This is a genomic window from Paenibacillus sp. FSL L8-0333, assembly GCF_037965665.1.
Taxonomy (GTDB): domain Bacteria; phylum Bacillota; class Bacilli; order Paenibacillales; family Paenibacillaceae; genus Paenibacillus_AQ; species Paenibacillus_AQ odorifer.
In genome coordinates, this window is sequence record NZ_CP150186.1 from 5,863,977 (window position 1) to 5,883,533 (window position 19,557).

Below are 19,557 nucleotides of genomic sequence, written 5' to 3' on the forward strand. Positions count from 1 at the left end.
CACATCATCCATATATTTCAGAAAGTGGTTGGCTAATAAGCCACCACTTTCTGATTTTTAAGCAAGCTCTAACTATTTAACACTCCAAGTATCAAATCTCCATTTAAGCTGTTCATTGATTCTGTCTTCGTAGGCTTTGATATCCGCTTTATTAAGTTCTTTAACAAATTCAGCCCAAACTTTATCGAAATCGGAAGGACTAGCCAAGATTGCTTTTGGCAAGAACTTGGTTTTAACTTCTCCCATCTTCGTATCGGCAATTTTTGCTGGAGAATTTTCAACAAGATCTATGGACCAAGCAGGGTAAGCTACTGGGTTCGGTCCAGGCTTACTGAAGAAATCTACATAACTGTTGAATCCATATGCGTCGAGGACTTCCTTGTCAAACGCTTCCAATCCTGCCTTATATTCTTCTGGTTGGGCTGCCGCATCCGTTGAGTTACCGTCTGCAAAGTACCCTTGCATTTTCGGAGCGGTAGCATACCAAGCTTCTGCTTTGTTACTCAGCTTCCATGTAGCATCAACTGCGTTATCCCGTTGTTCTTGGGTTCTCATAAAGCGGCCGTTTTCCACAATATAATCTTCGCCTTCAATACCCCAAGTGAGAGTTCTTTGCCAATCTTCTTGAATCAATGTGTCCATCAGTTTAAGGATTCTCACTGGATCCTTAGCATTGACAGTGATCCCGAATCCATTATTCAAGTTAAGCGCAGGGCGATCCAGATAATAATCTTTGGTGTTGGTATCATACACAAGAGGCAGACCTACATAAGTTCTCATATCTTTCTCTTGTGTCTTGAGTGAATCTTCTGCTTTACCAAAGTTCCAGTGCTGATCAAACATTCCCAGAACGGCTCCGCTGGACAATTTAGCTAAATATTGGTCATAATCCATTGTAAATGCTTCTTTATCAATAATACCCAATGCATTCATATCATTAAGCTTCTTGTAGTACTGCTTAGCATAGTCTTTATCCGCAAAGACTTCTGCCACGTTATCATTAACCACTACTCCGCCATCATTAGGATGCCCGATCAGATGCTGAGGAGCATTAAACAATCCCCAGTTTCTCCAGTCTTTGTTATGAATCTCAAACCCAACTGTTGGTTGTCCATCAATGGTTGGATTCTTCTCTTTATACTTAACGATAAGATCGAAATACTCATCCAAAGTTTTAACCACTGGATAGCCAGCATCTTTAAGTACAGCTTTCTGAATCCAGAAAGCTGGGCCAGAGTAATAGGTTGAATTCACATCACCGTTATACGCACCATAGTTTGGAAGTGTATAAATATGTCCATCATTTGGATCCTTCATCATGTTCCAGTAAGCTGCGTAATGCGCTTTCAAATTTGGAGCGTGTTCTTCAATCAAGTCCTCGAGAGGAATAAATGCACCTGCTGCCGTCAGTTGGGTATTAGAACTCATTAGATCTGGATAATCCGAACCGGCAATCATAACGCCAAGCTTCTGTTTAAGATCTCCTGCCAAGAATTCGAAATTGAATGAGGCGCCTGTTTTTTCTTTAATCATTTTATAAATTTTATTATCTGGTGTTGGTTGCTGGCCTGCTTCTCCAAGAAAGATACTAATTTCGAAAGGTTCAATCTTATCAGAATCTGTTCCTGCTGCAGTTGAAGTGGCTGTTTCTGCTGGTTTGTCTTCCCCCTTAGCCGTCGTATTGTTGCTGTTATTTCCTCCGCACCCTGCTAAGGTAAAGCTTAGGGATAACACAGCAATCAGACTAAGTTTCCATTTGGATATTAACTTGCCCCCCATAAAGCACCTCCATATATTTGTTGGTGTAACAATGTTGTAAGCCCTTACAAGTTAAATTATAGAGGTGATAATCTTCTGAAAATACGCCAGAATTAAAGATGTACCCCCAAAAAGTTTAGGTATTAGTGTTTTTAAATTCGTTAGGACTCATATGTAGCTTTTTTTCAAATTGCTTGAGGAACTGACTATAATTGCCATAGCCCACTTTCTCAGCGATTTCACTATTTTTTAACTTATTTTGTTGAAGTAAATGTACTGCCTCTTTTATTCGGAGGTTATGCAGCTGTTCATTGAAGTTAATTCCGTTCTTCTTGATCAATAATTGTCCCAGATATACCGGGTGCAGGAAAAACACCTCTGATAGCCTCTTAATGGTAAGACATTCGCGAAAATGCTCTTCAATATAATTGTTAATCTCCTGAACAATCCCCTGTGATCTTAGGTTTTGTTCCTTAAGAAGGATATCAATACTGGCCTCGCCGCAGAATAGCAAATTACGCATTAAGTCCGTCAAGGTGATCATTGAGTCTAACATCGCGGGGATTCTAATTTGATTAGATAAGGAGGACTCATGAACTTCACTGGCTTCCGAGGTAAACTCAATAATCTTATACATCATATGAATAACAATTTTCTTCACAACCTCTGGAGCGATGCGCTGTTCCCGGAAACTGCGGGCTGCCGAGTTCACAGCTTGGCTAAAGCCTGCGGAGTCCAGGGTGTTAATCGGTCTTATCAAGTCATCCATCAGTTGAATTTGATCATAATGATAACTGAAGGGACTATCCTTAATCTCTTGATAACTCAGGACCTCTGCATTTTCAGGATAATAAAAATAATACATTAATGCTTCTTTCGCCGTTCGGTAACTGTTCCCGATCTGAAGCAAGGAGCCTACGCCAGCGCCAGCTGCAATATACAAAGCTTGTTTAGGGTGTTCATTCAGCAAGGGAGTTGCGATCTGATCGATCACAGCTCCCTCAGTGGACAATGAATGGTATCCGTATACGATTCCAAAACAATGACTCTCCAGATCCATCAGAAACATCGAATCTTTATCGGTTAGGAGGGCTGAGGCTTGCTCTCTGATCTCTGTATATAAAACCGGCTCTGTCTGTATCAGACAAATATTCCAATGGCTTTTCCCTTCCGATAATCGGTTAAGTACCTCCTGATTCGACTGCTCAGCTTTCTCATGCAGTATTCCTTTCAGGAGAGAAACAGCCTCCTCCGCGGAGGCTATTTGATTTAAACTGCGCTTCTGAGCTTCCTGCTCCAGCTCCTGATAAATCTCCAGTAATTCTTCTGCCGCTTCTTCTGGAAAAACTGGCTTCATCAGATAATGATTAATTCCATAGTGTATAGCTGTCTTGGCATATTCAAACTCACTATAACCACTTAGTATGGCAAACTTAATCTCCTTAATCTCAGCTCGTTGCCAAGCTGCGACCATCTCCAGCCCATTCATTAGCGGCATATTAACATCCGTAATTACAAGATCTGGTTCGAGCTGTTTCATTAACTCCAGCCCCTCTTTGCCATTGCTGGAGGTTCCACATACCTCAAAGCCAAGCTCCTGCCAATCAATCCATAGCTGCATCGCTTCAAGCGCACTAGGCTCATCATCGATCAACAATACTTTGTATTTCATAGGGGGTCCCTCACTTTCTAGCTATTCTTCCGTTCCAGGAGTTTTAATGGAATATCAAAAGTGACAATGGTCCCTTCATCCGGAACGCTGCTGATATCAAAACGGACCTGATCTTCATAATACAATTCTAATCGGCGGTACACGTTGCGGATTCCGATATTCGTTCCCGAAGACGCTTCATTTTGAACATTACCTAATAATTCTTGCAGCTTCTCTGGCTCTATCCCTTTACCGTTATCAGAGACGGTAACTTTTAAGCGTCCCTCCTCCACTAACGTCTTCACTTTTATCACACCAAGTCCCTCTATGGCCTGTAGACCATGTTTGCAGGAATTCTCAACGAGCGGCTGCATGCTTAGCTTGGGAATCTTATATTGAAGCGACTGCTCATCGATCTCAAATTGATAATCAAATTTATCCCGGAACCGGAATTTTTCAATTTTTAAATACATCTCGATGAAAGTCATTTCTTCTTCCAGAGTGACGAGATCTTCTTTCCAGCTCAGCAGCCGTCTAAGTAATTTGGATAAACTCTTAATAATATCTGTAACATCCGAATAATTATTTTTAGTACAGACCACCAAAATGGCATTTAACGTATTAAACAGAAAATGCGGATTCATCTGGCTTTGCAGAAAATTCAGTTCAGCTCTTACTCTTTCCATCTCCAGATTATTTTTTTGAATCTCCAGTTTATATACATCATTGATCAAGGAATTAATGGTAGTGGTCATCCTGTTAAAATTACGGATCAGTCCCCCGATCTCATCCTGGCCTTCATCGATTCGAATCAGCTCAAATTTCTCATTGGATACTTTCTGCATATGTCTGGATAACCGTTTCACCCGATAATTATAGGATCTTAACATCACATATAAAAAAGCGGTGGTGATTAGCGTGACAATGGACGCCAGAATCCCTGCATAAATCCGAATCTCCATTATCGCTTGGGTAATACGCTCACCTTGTGTAATTCCTATTATCCGCCAGCCCTTTATATAACTAGCTCCGCCGACGGGTACAATATGAACGTCCTCCTTGCGCTCATCATCCTGCAGCTTGAACACGGGATAAGGTTCCGCGGTGCCTCTTTGATAGCCGCTTTGTGCAGACATAATAATCTCGTCCTGCTCGTTAACTAAATAAAGACTCAAGTAATCTTTTTCTCTGATAATCACGTCATATATTTTACTGAGATCCAAATCAATTCTAAGCAGCTTTTCAAACTTATTGTATGAGCTGTAAGCGTCCATTCGCTCAATAACACTCAAATAAGGCGCTGTAGAAATCACACTAGAGGTATCACTCATATGATAAGCGGCAAGAAACAGATGTTTATCCGCAGCCTTCGACTGCTTATACCATTCACTATTCATTACCTTTTCATTGATGACCTGATAGTTGCTGCCGGAAACAATGGAATCATTGTTCGTAAATACAGTAATCCGTTCAATCTGATTATTCACCGGCATATAGCTGTTCATGCGGTCTCTCAGCTGTTCATCAAAAGTGTCATAAAATTCAATAGAGTTCCCATACGTCCGCTCAAGCAATTCATACAGGTTCTTATCGGCAGAAAGCGTATAGCTGACAGCTACCCCACCTTCAATGAAATCATGAATGTCCTTTCGGGCTCTTTCTAAAGATATTTCCAGGTTCTGCTGCTCTCTCGATTTGATCAGATCGGAAATCCGATCCAAAAAAACAAGGTTAATAATAATGATAGGGAGAAGAACACCTATGATATAAATAAGGGAAAATTTATAATTCAAGGGAATATCATTCACTACTTTTCTAAATCTGAATTTTTTTCTCTCCATATGAAACACCTTGCTTCCCCTAGAGCTGTTGGTTCTTATTCTCATTTTTATACACGGATGGTACTACCCCTACAAGCAACTTAAACTTATCTATAAAATAATCAGTGTTAGAGAATCCCACCTGCACCGCTATATCCGATATCTTTAGCTGTGTTCGTTTCAGCAGACTTTTCGCCTCTTCAATCCGTTTGGCATTTAGGTATTCACTAAAGCCCTGACCCGTTTGCTTTCTGAACAGTTGTCCCAAATAGGTAGAATTAATATGAAATTGTTGTGCCAAATCCTGAAGCTTTAATTTATTCCGAAATTCACGATCCACATACTGAATAACCTTGTAAATCGTATTTCGTTCATTCTGCTGCTCTAATTCAGACAGATAGACGGCAGCCCGTTCACACAGACTTTGTACATAACGGCTTAATATAAAATAATCACTAAGCTCACCTAGATTTCCGTATTCTTGCTGAAGCTTAATCATAATCGTATCCGGGTCTCCATTCATTTGAGCTATAATTCTACAGATCGTAAGCTCTAAATGGGCCACTTTTGCTTTTACAACTTCAAGGGTCAGCAGATTCTCGACGAAAGCAGTGAACGCTTCTTTTACACAAGGCTGGATCTGTTCCGTATCATTCGTTTGGACCTTATGCAGCAGCTGTCTGAAATGATCCTCATGAGGTTCTTCCTTTTTCAGGTTTCTAAGCTCACTATAATAAAAGACCCCTCTTTTCTGCTGGTGCGTTTTTCGTTTCCATACCTCAAGTGCCTGCCTATAAATCTCTCGAATAGAGCTCACCCCGACCATTCTGCTGCTAAGTGCTAGAAAGACCAGCTCCTGTGATTGTTCAGTGAGATCTGAATGCATCTGGTTGACGATAGTCTCCAGGCTCTCATTGCCGATAGAAGCAGACTGAAGAATGATCCCCGCTCTTCCCGATCCGTCTTGAAAGAAGCAGAAGTGTTCCTCGGAAAAATAATCACTTATCTGCGGTTGGAATGGATTCGTAGAGGAGGCGGGTTCGATAAGAATACACATTAACTCTGCATCCGCTTGAAGCTTCAAGGTGTTTCGGGTTAGAAGCTCTAAATTTTCGTTATACTCCCCTTGGATCAGGCGGTTGATGATATTATTTACGATAAAAAATTGCTTTTTATCAAACTCCTCATTGGAAGCGATTTCATTTTGGATTATTGGAGTGATCCTGCTTAATAAAGCCTCTATTTCTTCATCATCAATGGGTTTTAATAAATATTCATTTACCCGCTGGCGCAATGCCGTACGTGCATACTTGAAATCATCATATCCAGACAAAATCACAAATTTAGGAGGTTTCTCCATCACCTCATTCAACTTTGTAATAAGCTCAAGACCGTTAATTACAGGCATATTAATATCCGTAAGAACCAGTTCCGGTTTATTCTCCTGGATAAGCCTCATCGCATCCGTGCCGTTTTGAGCTTCACCACAAACTTCATAACCGAATTTTCCCCAGTCGATCATCGTCCTTAGCCCCTCAAGAACCCAGGGTTCATCGTCCACGATCAGAACCTTAAGCATGATGTTCGCTCCAATCTTATTAAGATAAGCCCGCGCTTTACACCAAAATATATAGATCATGCTATCATACTTGGATAATGATGTGAATTCATAAATTTTCCTTCTTTTGTTTAAAACAGTACTTTTTTTACTTGAAAAAACATACTAAAAACAGCGTATCCTAAATTTCAGACACACCTTTACAAGGGCCCATCATTCCATTATTATAGTTTACATCGAGTAAACCTTTACACAGTGTAAACTATATGGGAGGGCTATGATATGAGCAGCTTATCTAAGTCTGCTAGATTTCCACTTTTCATTCTGATGTTGAATCTATTTATCGCTTTATTGGGGCAAGGTATGGTCATTCCCATTCTACCTGAATATCTGAAACTGTTTAATGCGTCAGGGGCTGCCGCCGGATATCTTATTGCGGCTTTTGGAGCAGCACAGTTTATTTTTTCACCTATAGGGGGACAGCTCTCGGATAAATGGGGCCGAAAATCAATGATCATTTCCGGAATGTTTTTAACCGTCCTTTCAGATCTGATATTTGCTGTATCTACGACATTGCCCCTACTTTACATCGCTAGATTTATTGGGGGTATAGGTATCGGAATCATGGTCCCTTCCAATATGGCCTATGTCGCTGATATCACCACCCATGAAACCCGTGCAAAAGGTATGGGGTACTTGGGGGCTTCCATGAATTTGGGTATGGTACTTGGTCCAGGGTTAGGCGGGATTATCGCTGGGTTTGGAATACGGGTGCCTTATTTTTTTGCGGGTGGACTTGGGCTTATCGCTACGATACTTTGTTTTTATATGCCAGAGACACTACCAAAGGAAAAACGGAAATCCGTTAACAAACAGGACCCTCGGGAATCATTCGTAATCAAATCGTAAATTCATTCCGGACGCCCTATTTCCGCTATCTTCTGCTCATTCTGATCATGACATTTGGTCTGATGAATTATGAAACGGTGTACGCCCTTTTTGTGGAACAAAAATACGGTTTTGATGCAACGAAAATCTCAATCATTATTACGGTTGGTGCTATTATAGGCATTATTGTGCAGATCTGGCTGCTTGATCATCTGATTAAGAGACTTGGCGAGATAAAGCTTATACGTATATCATTGGTGATGACCGCTATAACCTTATTGTTGATGATATTCAAGATCAATTTAGGTTATTTATTAGTTGTATCAGGTTTATTTTTTGCTTTTAATGCTTTTTTGCGCCCCACAGTAAGTACATTGATTGCCAATTCAGCTGGCGATCGGCAAGGATATGCTGCCGGATTAAATACAACGTACACCAGTATAGGAAACATACTTGGACCCATTTTAGCGGGATTGATGTTTGACAAACATATTAATATTCCCTATATTTTTGGGGCAATTATCCTGGCATCTGCCTTTTTCATCACCTTACAAAAACCAAAAAAAGAGCAAGAAAGGAGTGTCGCCCATGACTGAGAACTGGCACCAGAATTTAAAAAACAAAAACCGGGAAGAATTAATTGCTGCGGCGAAGGATCTTTTTATGAAGCAAAGCTTTCTCAAAGTTAATATTAAGGATGTCTGCGACGTGGCTGGTGTAAGCCGGGTTACCTTTTATAAGCATTTCCAGTCCATGAACGAACTGATTTTTGAGGTCCAGATGGAAATTCTGGAGAGCATGACCCAATTTGTTAGAAGCGCACCTTCTTCAATTGAAATGAATGGTAAGCAAATGCTTGCTTCGATGCTTAATGCTTGGATTGATTATGCCCGGCAACACCCAGGTTACATCAAATTCATTCTTCTATTCGATTTGCATTTTGAAGCCTATGATTACAGTAAAGAACTCAAAGAAAAGTACAAAGATTTTGTGATGCGGGGAAAAGAACGACATTTCTTAATGGATGCTCTGGAGGCCGGAGTTAAAGATGGATCGTTAAAATTTGATACAGAACCCTTATCCACTGCTCATTTCATCTTCACGTCTATGATGGGTTTATTACAGAAAATGAGCCTGATTTCCAAAGACGATTTCAACAACGAACTTCAGGATATTCAAATTGCTAACCGATTTGTGGACATGTTAGTTCAGTATTTAAGTACAGAAAGTGATGAATCTCCTGCCTTGAAGTAAGGGGATCCATCACATTCTACGTAATAGAGAGGAGTAGTTTAAATGAAATTATTCTTATTTAAGGAGCGGTTAGACTCATGTTTGATTAACCATTCTTTTCTGGCAAGCCCGCCTCCATAGCCACCCAATTCACCATTGCTGTTTATCACTCGATGACATGGAACCAAGATTGAGAGTTGATTGGTACCATTCGCCCTTGCTACAGCGCGGCAAGCAGAGGGATTATTGATTTTCTCTGCAAGCTCCCTATAAGAAGCTGTCTGTCCCAGAGGTATTTTCCGGAGTTCATTCCACACCTTTTGCTGAAAGTCTGAGCCCAGATAACGAACCGGCGTTGTAAATTCCGTAAGTTCACCTGTGAAATACAGCTTCAATTCCTCCTCAATTTGGTGAAGGACGGCTACCTTTTCAGGTAATATAGTTGCATTTAAGCGAGTGCGTAATCTTTTGATTTCATTTTCAAGACCCTTGCGATCCACAAATTCCAGCAGTAAAAGACTCTCTTCATCGGAGATGGCCAGCATGGAACCCAATATCGTTTCTATCCAAGTACAGTACAGCACTTTAATCTGCTTGGAATGATTCGGGACAGTCCCCATCGTTCGTGAAAAGGCATCCCTAAACCCATTGCTCGAATCGTACCCGCTTTCCAGTTGTGCGTTAATGATTGAATCCCCATTCCTAATATGTTTGAATGCCAGTCCTAAACGTCTAGAACGTGCATATTCGATAAAGGTCATCCCGAATTGTTTCTTAAATTGGCGGCGTGCCGTGTTTGCACTAATAGACAGCTCATCAAAATCTTTATCTGTCCATTTTCGTTCCGGATTGCTCTCAATAGCTTCTACAAGCAGCTTTACTTCAGGAGACATTTTTGTTGGATTGGATAACGGCTGACACCTTTTACATGGTCTATATGATGCTAATAAGGCTTCCTTGGCTGTAGCAAAAAACTCACAATTTTCTTTTAATGGCTTTTTAGCGGGACAAGTTGGCCTACACATGATCCCCGTTGTCTTCACTCCTACAAAAAATACGCCCTCATAATTCGAGTTTTTCTCGACCAGCATCTTATAATATTTATTGATATCCTGCTCATTAGTTATCATAGTATGGTTAGCTCATTTCTAAATAAAGTCCTGAGGCGTCAAGCGTTTGCCGGGCATTTTCCTGAAGATTATGTTGTGCCTGAAAGAAACTACGCGGGCCATAGCTAATACGTTTCACGCCAATTTTTTGCAATTCATGATTTGAAAGCATACCGTCCATAACCATGATATTCACAGGCAGTGGCGATTTTTTGACAAATTGTTCAATCAAGCTTGGATCAGCGAGCCCCGGTATAAAAATCCCATCCGCTCCAGCGTCAGCATAAGCATAGGTACGTTCTATAGCTTGATTCACTAGATCCATCGAATGTTCCTTATCCTTGAAAAAAATATCCGTTCTAGCGTTAATAAACACACGCTTTTGCAGTTTGGAGGCTACTTGTTGTATGGTTTTGATCCTACGGCTTTGTTCGCTGGTCTCCCATAGTTCATTGTTAGGATGATTTACAATCTGATCTTCAAAATTGATACCACAGATGTCTAATTGAAATAACTGCTCCATGTTATGCGCTAAAGTATCCTCATCTATAGCATATCCACCTTCGATGTCTACGGTCAATGGAACCGCTACTCGTTCGGCAATCTTTGAAATCATCCAAAGCATAAGCTCAAATGTAAGCTGTTCACCATCCGAATATCCCCACGCTTCCGCCATGGAATAGCTGCTAGTTGCTACCGCCTTTGATCCAGCTTGCTCTATTGCTTTAGCTGAGGCTACATCCCAGCAGTTGTACAGGATCAGTGGATTTTTTTGATCATGCAGCGTTTTAAAATAGTCATAGTTTTTACTGTTCATAAGTGGTCATCTCCATTTAGTTAAGAATAGAACCACTATATATTAGACATCCATTATCGATACCAGAAAAATTAACACCAATCTTTTTTTCCACAAAAAAAACACCGATAGATAATCTAATCCTCTCAGGATCAGATCATACCATCGATGTCAGTTTGCCGATTAAAGTTCTACCTTACGGAGTGATTGTTTTGGTGATGGTTTGGATGACTTATTCCCTGTCCCCATCGGTAGGATTTGTGGAGCTGCGATCCCGATCAGAACTACGATAATCCCGATCCAGCGAAGTAATGATACCTCTTCTTGCAGAACTAACACGGAGGCTACTACAGCTGCCGGTAACTCCGCTGCCCCTAAAATCGCGCCTAGACCTGAACCCAGCTTCGGAACCCCGATCGAAAAGAACAGAACTGGAATTACGATGCCCAACAAACCTAGAGGTAGGCCGTATTTCCAAAGCCCATCGGTAATCGCACCGTCATATAAAAACGAAGGAGAAAAAACAGTCATAATAATAACCATTGCACTAGTGGTCATATACAAGCTTTTATTAACGGCAGGTACCTGCGTAGCTACTCTTCCACTCACAAAAATATAGAAGGCAAACGACACGGCTGACATTAAGCCAAAAACCACACCAGTGGTCGTGATTCCACCTACACTCGGCTCAAGGATGCCCCCCGCTAATACCGTACCAATTAGAAGGATAACCATCGAAATCACTTTTTCCCGACTAGGAAGTTTTCGATCTACAACCGCCTCCAGAATTACACCGATCCAAGTAAATTGGAATAACAGTACAATCGCAATCGAAGCAGGCAATTGTTCAACGGCGAAGCCATAAAATATGCCAGTTAAACTGATAGTGATCCCAGCGGCTAATAATTTCCCGCCTGTTTTTAGCCCTAATTTCTTTCGGGAAAATAATAAGACCAGCAAGAGCAGCATACACCATCCAAAAAAGTATTGTGATCCTACCAATTGTTTCATTCTAAAGCCATCGTTCATTCCAAGCTTGACGATCGTAGAGAGTGAGCCATAACTACAAGCACCTAAAAAAACTAGTAAAGCATATTTGAATAACTTCATATTCATCGTAAACCTCTTCCCTTTCTCTTGAGCAAGCTCATTAACATAATAAAGCCCCTTGTCATCGAAATGACAAGGGGCGATTGAAACCAAAGAATACATCTTTGACAAAATTCCGCCACTCCATCCACTGGATAGAGTTTGGTTTATTTACTTGTAACAACTCCAATCATAATATGATAAATCACACAGGGTGTCAACTTGAAATTTAAGGATTTAGCTGGAACAATCGATAGACAATAACAGCTGCCTGAGCACGAGTTGTATTGGCTTTAGGTGCAAAGTTATCTTTGCCTACACCTTGAATAATCTTTGCTCCGCTCATGAATTGTACAGCCTCACGAGCGTAGGATGAAACGTCAGCGGCATCATTGAAACTCACTGGCTGGTCCACTCCCACGACCGTAAGTTTAGCGAGTTGTGCTGCACGATAAGCCATCAACGCCATTTCCTCACGGCTAATCGTTTCATTAGCACCGAAGGTTCCATCGGATCTGCCCTGAATAATTCCTAGCTGCTGAGCAGCAGCAACGGAGCTGTAGTACCAAGCCTCCAGCGAAACATCCTTAAATGTACTTGCCGCATTACCTTCCTCTAGCTCTAATGCAAGCATCAGCATCTTTAGGAACTGTGCCCGAGTTACATTCAGCTGTGGCCCGAAGTTATGATCTCCGGTGCCATTCAGAATGTCTCTGGCGGCAAGGGCTTGAATGCTATTTTGTGCCCAGCCTAGTCCAGCGATATCCTTAAAGGAATTTTCCGCATATCCTACTGCGAATTTGCTGGAATTGTCTGGTCTGAAGATGATCTTGCCAGTTGTAGGATTAAACTGGGAGTTTCTAACCACCTCTACAGTCCCGTCTTCACGGATTTGGTAGGCTACTATTTGTTCTACACCTGAAGTTGTCTTTGGTTTGTAATCCCGTTCAACCTTCAGTCCACGCCCAAAGCTGTCAAACTGTTTGCCATCAACAAAGAACTTAAACTCATAAATATCCCCGACATCCGTCTGAAGCGACAGTGTATTCGCGTCAACTTTGCCAACTACAAGCTTAACGCTTGCGGCGTCAGATCCTGCCATCGCAAGAAGCAGGTCAGCATTTATTCGGAACGTAGACAATCCCATGTCTATTTCCAAAAGTTGAATTGCTTTTGCTCCCGCTCCAGCCAACTCACGAGCTGGCAAGGTCAGTTCAACCACCGAGCTGGCAGAGGATGGCTTCACTGTGATTCTCAATACTCCATTCTGCATTGAGCCAATTGCTTGTTGCAGAATCGTCGAGGATACCTCTGCAATAGCTTTACCATTCACATCCGCTGTCACGGAAAGAGTAACTCCATCTGCGTTCACAGTTGGTTCCGGTTGTTTCACTGGTTTGACTGTCGTTGAAGATGAAGTACCGCCCGATTCTGAAACCTGCGATTCTGCCTTAATCTCAATGGACATCGTACCTACAACACCGGAGTCATCTTTAGCTGTCGCTCTCACCGTTACTTTGCCTGCTGCAATTGCAGTGAGCAAGCCGGTATCCGTAATAGTTGCTCGCTCAGTAGCTGATCCATCCTCATTCACTACTGACCAGGTCACTGCTGGATCGGATGCATGGTCCGGCAGGATTACAGCTGCCATTTGCAGGGTTTGCCCTGACTTGATTTCGCTCACATTATCTTTGGAGGAGACTTTTATCTCCATGACGGATATAGGAATGACATGAACAACCGATTGTGCCTCATGCAGGATGTCAAAATCAACATCTGTGTTGGATCCTCGGAAAGAAATAAATCCAAGCGGCACGGCGATTTCACGGTTTGTCTTCTTCGCTTTGAAGATGATTTCTAAGAATTCCGCATCATCGGTCAGGATATTTCCTGCCTCCGTTCCAGCTACACTAACTGTTATTAGACCTGGACTGTCCTCATTAATATGAGTGATGCTGAATCCGTCTGGCAAGGTCTGAGCGGATATGAATTCCACACCAGATACGTCATATGCCATGGTAAAGTCTACAGCATACACTTCCTTGTAGACGGAGGTAGTAACATTTGTAAGCCCTACACGGTAAGTGAAATCCTGTCCTGCCACCACTGTGACCGGTCCGTTCAGCGTTGCAGCGGGCAGATTACGGGCAATCTCATCTTGTCCGCTGATATTAATCTCTAGGCTTCCGGATACTCCACTTCCATCTAGAGCTCGCGCAGTTACTTGTACGCTACCGTTCTTTCTAGCTGTCAGCAAGCCCTTCTCATTAATAACCGCTTTATCCGTAGAGGTTATCCCATCTGCTTCAGTTACCGTCCAGATAACTTTAGGATTCGTCGCATTCTCTGGAAGCACAGAGGCTTGCAGCTGCAAGGCACCGCCCTTCGACTCAATGCTGCTAATTCCATCTTTACCCGTTACAGTAATTGAAGAGACATGTACCGCAGGTATCTGCTCTTGACCCACTAAGATCTTGGATTGCTGTGGATTCCAGCCATCACTTCCACCAAGCACAGCTTCAATCGTATAGGCAGCTGCCTCTTCTGCTGTTAATTGTTTGGACCAGCTGTAACGTGAAGCTGCATTAGCACCCTCTCCGTAACTTAAAAACTCAGAGAACCGTGCAGTTTTGGAACGACCTTCATACCATTCATGCCAGCCAGTAGCACGAATATGAGCTCCCATCTCCGTGTTAATGAAGGTAGAGCTGCCATATTCTCTCCATGGCCGGCCCAAATCAACGGTTCCAGCAGCAACGCCCTCACTGGCAGTTAGTCGATTATTGATGAACACATAACCAGGCTTACCCGTTGCCGTGGAAGGCGCAGTAACATAGCCAGCACCCGCACTTTGAATCACATTATTCTCGAATACAGCAGCGGAATTACCAAAGATAAAGTCCACTGTACCTTCAATATGGCTATCGACGAAATAAGCTCTTCCCTTGTCTGCGAACAGGGTATCCTGATATCCAAGAAGTTTAACATTTCTGTACACTCCCCGGTCTCCTTCAGCATATAAAGCGACTGCCTGACCGGCATCCCGCCCAGCACTGTTCTCAACCGTCATGTTCTCCAGTGTGAAATCAGTTGCCGCAACCTTTAATGTATAGCTGCCGCTGGTGCCCATTTCTTTACCATCTGAGCCAATGGTTTTCGCGGAGTCACCGTTAATAAGTACGGTACCTTCCCGGCTCTCACCGATGATACTAATATTCATCTTACTAGAAGGTACAAGCACCTTCTCCTTATACGTGCCGTTCTTCACTTTAATAATCGTGGTTAGGGCACTATTATCAGGTGCTGCTTGAATAGCGTCATTAATCGTTTTATAATCTCCTGTCCCATTCTGAGCAACAATAATGACAGGAGCTGGAATTCCCTTGACCATCTCGGATGGAAGACTGGCACCCTTATCACCGATGGCGATTACCGCATATTGATAGGCAGTCCCGTTGCTCAAGCCTTTATCGGTATAATCTGTTGCTTCGATGCCGTCGGCCACGACCGCATAGCTGCCACCGCTCTCCGAGCGTAGAATTTGATAGCTGCTAGCTCCATCAGCTACATTCCAAGTCAGATGGATATCAGTGTTGCCAGGCTCAACGCTAACTCCTTGTGGAGCCTGCGGCTGGCCGGAATTCTTGTATGGAACCGCTGGGGTAGCAGCTGAATCTAGACTACTACGGGTACCGCTTATTGCTTTGACTTTGTAATAATACGGTGTTCCGTTTACGAGCCCAGCATCAGTAAAGCTTGTGTCTGATAAATCAGACCCGAGCACTTCATAAGGACCATTCGCCGATGAGGCACGTTTGACAATGTACTGGCTCGCCTCCTCAATCGCTGGCCAGCTTAGTTTCATTACACTGTCACCAGCTTCCGTGGAAACGACAGGTGTTCCCAAAGGAGATTCCGGAGTAGCTTCAACAGGCGCTGATTCTTTTCCCTCCCCGGCCACATTTGTTGCAGCTACGACGTAACGGTAGGTTTGCCCGTTGGCCAAACCTCCGACGCGGTAAGTTGTGCCGGTGATTTCTTTTGCCACGAGTTCATAGCTACCTGAAGTCTCATTCCACTTCTTGATGCTGTAGCTGGCTGCATTCTCCACAGCTTTCCAACTGAGATCCAGTTGTGCATTCCGACTTACAGCCGCAAACGATTCTGGCGCAGGCAATTTCACCGCCAAAGCGGATGGGGTAATACTAATTTCATTGGAATTTCCCGATTCACCAGTGGGCGCCGTCGCCGAGATAACATAATAATAGGTAGTTTCGTTGGTAACTTCATTATCAATATATGATGTCTCTGTAATAGCATTGGCAATAGTCTCATAAGGCCCCCCGCTCTTAAGACTTCTCTTAACATTGTAGGAAGTTGCGCCTTCAAGAGCAGGCCATGATAGCTGGGCTGCTTGGTTTCCTGGAAGCCCAGTCAGTCCAAGCGGTGTTTCAATGGGCTCAACATAGATCTTTAAATTGTCTAAGTAATAATTTCCTGAGCCGCCGCCCGGTGTCTTGGACAAGATACGCCCAATGCCGTAGCTGGCGAAATTCGTGGTTGTGAACGGAAAAGAGCCAGCAGGCTGATCATCGATATATACATCCACTTTATCGTTGTTCACATCCACCTTTAGCTTCAGGTTGTACCATTGTTTTAGGGAATAAGAGCTCATCAGTTGATGATACTGGCTGCTCCCCCTGCTCATGGTTAGCGTATATTTACCTGTAGCTTCAGGAAGCGTTGGCTTTCTGCTCTCAATGGAGAATGCCGTTTTGCTTCCATCTGTACTCTGGGCCTGCAGGAACACCGAGGTTCCCGATTCTGTCGCAAACATAAAGTCAGTGTCAATAACCAGTGCACCTGTAATTGGCGCAAATTTACGGATAAACTGCACGCTGCCGTTCGCACCATCGAACACATTCAACACTTGATCTGACGTATTCCCTTTACTGTCAGACGGTGTGGGAGATACAATAACCTTTTGAATTTCAGTCTGTGGATTTGGAGTTACATCATAATACTCTGGTGTCACACCTACGGCAACCTGCTCGAAGTCTTCATCCACATAATAGACATTACCTGCTTCACCTTCAGCTGTAGCGCTGGCCTCATCGGAATCAAAGCTTTCACCAAGCTCATTCACCGCGCTGACCACGTAATAATAAGTTTTTCCGGAGCTGAGTCCGGAATCAGTATACAAGCTATCTTTAATTTCAGTATTAATCGTTTTGTAGGGACCGCCGGAAACCTCGCTACGTTTAACACTATACGACTTGGCAGAAGCAACGTCCTCCCAATTCAACTTCACTTTCTCTTCACCGGCTGTGGCTGTAAGTCCACGGGGTGCGGCAGGAAACTGATCACTAAGCGGTTTCAGCTCCACCTCACTGAAGACAGACGCATTATAACGATTAACCTCGTTATCTACCTTAGCAGCATCGGCTGCAAGACCAAAATAAACCGTATCATTCAGGTCAAGCTTCACCGTGCCTACCTTGCTCCATGTTACTTTATCCGGCGATACCAGACCTGTCACTTCGTTACCAAGACGAACCAGCTTCACCCAATAAGGTGTATTGATGAAACTGTCCGGTTCTGTTTTTACCACCTTGGCTCCTGTGGTGGAGCGGGTAATCATAACTCCCTTCTTGCCATATTTGACATAAGGGATTGCCAGCATCGTCATTTTAGAATTGTCATTGAGATCATCACGAATCATGACACCTGCTTTGGCATAATCATCAGTTCCCGTTACGGAGTCGATTCTAGCAATAATTTCACCATTGCCTGTCAGGGTTTGATAAGCAAACTGAAAGTTATCAACAGCAGTTTCGCTCTCCGATGTAGCTCCGATAAGTCCAGCCGATTTGAGCGTAATTTTCCCGCTATCTGGATGAAGTGTAGTCACTCCCGCTATCCCTGGACCACCAACATCCACTGAAGTCCACGGAAGAACGGATCCAGAGGTGTTGACATGTATAGCTACGTTATCGGATTGTGTCTTAAGCCCTTTATTGTCTATAGCCTGAACAACAAGATAATAGGTACCATCCTGCACATTGTTCCAATTGAAACTATAAGGTGCTGTGGTAGCTTCGTCTTGCTTCACACCATTAACGATAAATTCCACCTTAGCAATACCATCGCTATCACTGGCAGAAGCTGTAACATTCACCTCGCTGCCTGACTCTATGATTTGGTTATTCACAGGATAATTGATAGCGGTTACAGGATTGTCCGTATGCTCATTCCCTGATTTCCCTAACACAATGAGATCATTCAGATACACTTCTAAATTTGTATATCCCTCCGAAGATAACGTCGACTTCTTGCCATCCTCAGGATCGGTAGGATCTAGTCCATTAGCAATCTCCCAGCTATCATCCATACCGTCATGATCCATGTCGATTACATTGGAAGCTGTCTCTGTATAGTCTGGGTAACCGCCTATTTCAATAGGTGAATTAATATGCTGTCCAGTGCGATTCTTCACATCATTAATGACACGCGCATCGTAAGCATCACGTCTTGGCAAAGTGGCACCAGCATCAGCCATTACATTTGCGTAGGCTTCCTCCGCCGACACTGCCGTATAGGGGTTAGGCATCTTTGCCGGCTCCGCAAGCTTAGAGATATTCGAATACTTTTGCACACCCTTCCAGTTGTCTTCGGTAACCTTCGGATTACCATCCATGATGTTCCCATCTATAAACAACCGGGTTTCTGGAGACACTTCCCCAAACAATTGATTTTTTACACTGGTGTAGGTGTTTGGACCATTTTTATAATAATTGTTAGTGATATTATATCGATAATCTTCTGCTCCCCCACCATAGGTCGAAGCGAATCCCCAGTTATAGATAACGTTATTAGACATTTCCGTCAGGTCCACCAATTTGGTCACCGTCGGCAAACGGGGGTTGCGGCTGGTGCTATGAGCAATCAGATTGTGAAGGAAACTGGCATTTTTGCCACCCCAGATTCCTCCGTAGCCGTGACGTCCCTTCTGGTGAGTCGTCATCAGCATACTTTCAGCGGATATCGACCATTGTACGGTAGTATTCTCGTTGTCATACAGACTGACCACTTCATCCACCGACCAGCTGAATGAGCTATGATCGATAATGAGATCCTTATGGTACCTTGATCCAAAAGCATCATCTTCACTAGCTACCCGGTCGCCTAACCGGAAACGCATATAGCGCATAATAATATTGTCAGCTTCAACAGAGGTTGTGTAGTCGGCAATTGTAATTCCGTCACCTGGAGCCGTTTGCCCGGCAATCGTCAGATTTGAGCCGGTAATCTTGAGGGATTCCTTCAGATGGATGGTTCCCCCCACTCGAAAAACAATGGTCCGATTACTTTGACTTACCGCATCGCGGAAGGAGCCGGGGATCGGAGTTTCCTTGATACCATAATCAGCCAACGTCGTCACTTCATACACAGGTTGAGCTCTTCCGCCGGTTACATATTTGCCGCCGCCTTCCGCACCCGGAAAGGCAGGAAGCGCTTCCAAAGAAGCGGCCTCGACACCACCAAATGGCATACATGTTGCAAGAAGACTCGCGACCAGCGCCCCAGATAACCATTTTTTCTTCATACAAGACCTCCTAATATCTATTGGAATAAGAAGGGGGCCCTGTCCTCAG

General features: G+C 43.3%; 9 protein-coding genes and 1 pseudogene. 2 read left to right on the plus strand and 8 right to left on the minus strand.

The genetic code is table 11. The features are described 5' to 3' along the window. Window positions 1-72: 72 nt before the first annotated feature. The 4 genes from NYE72_RS26090 to NYE72_RS26105 form a co-directional block, all read right to left on the minus strand. A complete protein-coding gene (locus tag NYE72_RS26090) occupies window positions 73-1,779 on the minus strand; it encodes a sugar ABC transporter substrate-binding protein (RefSeq protein ID WP_076098804.1) in 1,707 nt (568 codons plus the stop codon). 115 nt (window positions 1,780-1,894) lie between these two features. Beyond that, window positions 1,895-3,430 (minus strand): response regulator, encoded by a 1,536-nt coding sequence (locus NYE72_RS26095; RefSeq protein WP_076104888.1) that lies wholly within the window; start codon window positions 3,428-3,430, stop codon window positions 1,895-1,897. A 17-nt stretch (window positions 3,431-3,447) separates the two neighbouring features. Further along, the gene (locus tag NYE72_RS26100) at window positions 3,448-5,250 is read right to left on the minus strand and encodes a sensor histidine kinase (protein ID WP_036685623.1); all 1,803 of its coding nucleotides are present in this window, start codon (window positions 5,248-5,250) and stop codon (window positions 3,448-3,450) included. Window positions 5,251-5,269: 19 nt separating this feature from the next. Further along, window positions 5,270-6,808: a response regulator gene (locus NYE72_RS26105; protein ID WP_076104887.1), complete on the minus strand. Its 1,539-nt coding sequence runs from the start codon at window positions 6,806-6,808 to the stop codon at window positions 5,270-5,272. Between the two features lie 261 nt (window positions 6,809-7,069). Between NYE72_RS26105 and NYE72_RS26110 the strand changes: the two are divergent. Continuing rightward, window positions 7,070-8,271, plus strand: a pseudogene (locus NYE72_RS26110) (MFS transporter). Further along, window positions 8,264-8,929 (plus strand): TetR/AcrR family transcriptional regulator, encoded by a 666-nt coding sequence (locus NYE72_RS26115; RefSeq protein WP_076104885.1) that lies wholly within the window; start codon window positions 8,264-8,266, stop codon window positions 8,927-8,929. Before NYE72_RS26110 ends, NYE72_RS26115 begins: the two are co-directional and overlap by 8 nt. 38 nt (window positions 8,930-8,967) lie before the next feature. Here NYE72_RS26115 and NYE72_RS26120 read toward each other — a convergent pair whose 3' ends face one another. The 4 genes from NYE72_RS26120 to NYE72_RS26135 form a co-directional block, all read right to left on the minus strand. Beyond that, complete coding sequence (locus NYE72_RS26120; protein WP_076104884.1) at window positions 8,968-10,038, minus strand: trifunctional transcriptional activator/DNA repair protein Ada/methylated-DNA--[protein]-cysteine S-methyltransferase; 1,071 nt, start codon at window positions 10,036-10,038, stop codon at window positions 8,968-8,970. Window positions 10,039-10,045: 7 nt separating this feature from the next. Beyond that, window positions 10,046-10,834 carry an isocitrate lyase/phosphoenolpyruvate mutase family protein gene (locus NYE72_RS26125; RefSeq protein WP_076104883.1) on the minus strand — a complete coding sequence of 263 codons (789 nt, stop codon included), beginning with the start codon at window positions 10,832-10,834 and terminating at the stop codon, window positions 10,046-10,048. A 162-nt stretch (window positions 10,835-10,996) separates the two neighbouring features. Next, entirely contained in the window at window positions 10,997-11,923 is a 927-nt protein-coding gene (locus NYE72_RS26130; RefSeq protein WP_081386569.1) for a DMT family transporter, read from the minus strand. A 208-nt stretch (window positions 11,924-12,131) separates the two neighbouring features. Continuing rightward, a complete protein-coding gene (locus NYE72_RS26135) occupies window positions 12,132-19,508 on the minus strand; it encodes a pectinesterase family protein (protein WP_339210766.1) in 7,377 nt (2,458 codons plus the stop codon). Window positions 19,509-19,557: the final 49 nt, after the last annotated feature.

What these genes read in the sequence shown, in the direction of transcription:
- NYE72_RS26090 (WP_076098804.1), bottom strand. Translation starts at nt 1,779, where the DNA reads ATGGGGGGCAAGTTAATATCCAAATGGAAACTTAGTCTGATTGCTGTG.
- NYE72_RS26095 (WP_076104888.1), bottom strand. Translation starts at nt 3,430, where the DNA reads ATGAAATACAAAGTATTGTTGATCGATGATGAGCCTAGTGCGCTTGAA.
- NYE72_RS26100 (WP_036685623.1), bottom strand. Translation starts at nt 5,250, where the DNA reads ATGGAGAGAAAAAAATTCAGATTTAGAAAAGTAGTGAATGATATTCCC.
- NYE72_RS26105 (WP_076104887.1), bottom strand. Translation starts at nt 6,808, where the DNA reads ATGCTTAAGGTTCTGATCGTGGACGATGAACCCTGGGTTCTTGAGGGG.
- NYE72_RS26115 (WP_076104885.1), top strand. Translation starts at nt 8,264, where the DNA reads ATGACTGAGAACTGGCACCAGAATTTAAAAAACAAAAACCGGGAAGAA.
- NYE72_RS26120 (WP_076104884.1), bottom strand. Translation starts at nt 10,038, where the DNA reads ATGATAACTAATGAGCAGGATATCAATAAATATTATAAGATGCTGGTC.
- NYE72_RS26125 (WP_076104883.1), bottom strand. Translation starts at nt 10,834, where the DNA reads ATGAACAGTAAAAACTATGACTATTTTAAAACGCTGCATGATCAAAAA.
- NYE72_RS26130 (WP_081386569.1), bottom strand. Translation starts at nt 11,923, where the DNA reads ATGAAGTTATTCAAATATGCTTTACTAGTTTTTTTAGGTGCTTGTAGT.
- NYE72_RS26135 (WP_339210766.1), bottom strand. Translation starts at nt 19,508, where the DNA reads ATGAAGAAAAAATGGTTATCTGGGGCGCTGGTCGCGAGTCTTCTTGCA.